We start from the raw sequence: 1,251 nt of genomic DNA, 5'->3' as shown, positions 1-1,251 counted from the left end.
GCGCCCGTCGGGGTCGTCGAGGGAGTCGGGACGGTAGCGATGAACTCGTCGGCACCTGATTGGGCAACGACTGGCGTCACGGATCCGTCGGCCCCTGAGATGGCGGCGATCGCTACACACCCGGTACCGCCGCTGTTTTGCGTGAACCCATAAGTGGACGGTTCGCTACTTCCTGCGACCTTCCACCAGACTTTCGTCTTCATGTCATAGTCGGTGCCGCTGTTGCGTGTCGCTAAGGACTGCCAGGTCGACCCCCCGGTCGGGGTGCCCATCTGCGCGAGAGTGCCCGTCTCGATGCTGTGGAAAACGATCAGAATGTCGCCTGTGAGGGTGCCGGTGGGTTTGCTGACAGTGAACGATCCGACGTCATTCGGGGTGGTGGAGGCGACCGCGCGCAGGGCTATCGCCACTGGCTAAGCCCTCTCGAACCACAGACCGGCCCGCACGTCCACCCCGGCAGGAGCGGTGCAGCGCAACGCGAAGCCCTCCCCGAGAGCGGAGTCCGGCCCCTCGGCAAGCGCCCATTCGTAGAGCACCAAGCCGCCGTTCGGGGTGAGAAGAAACTCCTCGATGACGGTCAGCACGGTCGGTTCGTTCGACGCATTCCACGCTTTCGCGGCGGTGAAGCCGGTGCCGACGAGTCGGCCGTACGCCTGCCGTACGGTCACGCTCGTGGACTGCGTGCCGGGGGCGTTCGTGGCGAACGTGGCCGCGCACACCTCGACGAGCACCGGGACCGCGCTGGCCGACGTGCCGTTGAATCCGACTCGGAGCTTTCGCAGGTCAACGCCGTGGTTGGCGGTGGTGGCGCCTGACTTGACGCCGAGGATGGTTCGGGCTGTGCCTCCGGTCAGGGTGACGGCGCCCTCAGTGGTGATCGAGTAGCCAGACTTGGCCATGCGGTCTCTCCGAATCCAGGCATGAAAAAAGCCCCACCGGTTCGGTGAGGCATCAGGGGAAGGTCGGGTTAAGCGGTCGCGCCTAGAAGGTTTTGCCGCCACGCCCCATCAGAATGGAACGTAATTTCGAATAACCCGTCCTGGGTGGAGTACGCCTGGCCGAAGCGGCGGAAGAGCACACACCGGTCCGACAGGCCAGGCGCGTAGATCAACCCGCCCTCAGCGTCGGTGATCGTGGAGTCGGCCCAGCCGACCGGATCGAACTTCCAGCCCGCCTTGCCTGTACTTCCGAGCTCAGCGAACGACACCACGCTGAGCGTCTCTCCACCTGCCGTGTAGCCGGTGCCCGACA

General features: G+C 65.1%; 3 protein-coding genes. All 3 read right to left on the bottom strand.

Annotated elements, in window-relative coordinates:
- Positions 1 to 410: hypothetical protein (locus AB0J58_RS45080; RefSeq protein ID WP_364228014.1), on the bottom strand; the 410-nt coding region annotated here is incomplete at its 3' end.
- Positions 411 to 413: 3 nt separating this feature from the next.
- The gene (locus tag AB0J58_RS45075) at positions 414 to 899 is read right to left on the bottom strand and encodes a hypothetical protein (RefSeq protein ID WP_357795852.1); all 486 of its coding nucleotides are present in this window, start codon (positions 897 to 899) and stop codon (positions 414 to 416) included.
- A 68-nt stretch (positions 900 to 967) separates the two neighbouring features.
- On the bottom strand, positions 968 to 1,251 hold a 284-nt coding region (locus tag AB0J58_RS45070; protein ID WP_364228011.1), incomplete at its 5' end, for a hypothetical protein.

The sequence above is a fragment of the Streptosporangium sp. NPDC049644 genome, from assembly GCF_040675205.1.
Lineage (GTDB): Bacteria > Actinomycetota > Actinomycetes > Streptosporangiales > Streptosporangiaceae > Streptosporangium > Streptosporangium fukuiense.
Note: the sequence above shows the minus strand (reverse complement) of the source record. Positions and strands in the feature narration are given on the sequence as shown.

What these genes read in the sequence shown, in the direction of transcription:
- AB0J58_RS45075 (WP_357795852.1), bottom strand. Translation starts at nt 899, where the DNA reads ATGGCCAAGTCTGGCTACTCGATCACCACTGAGGGCGCCGTCACCCTG.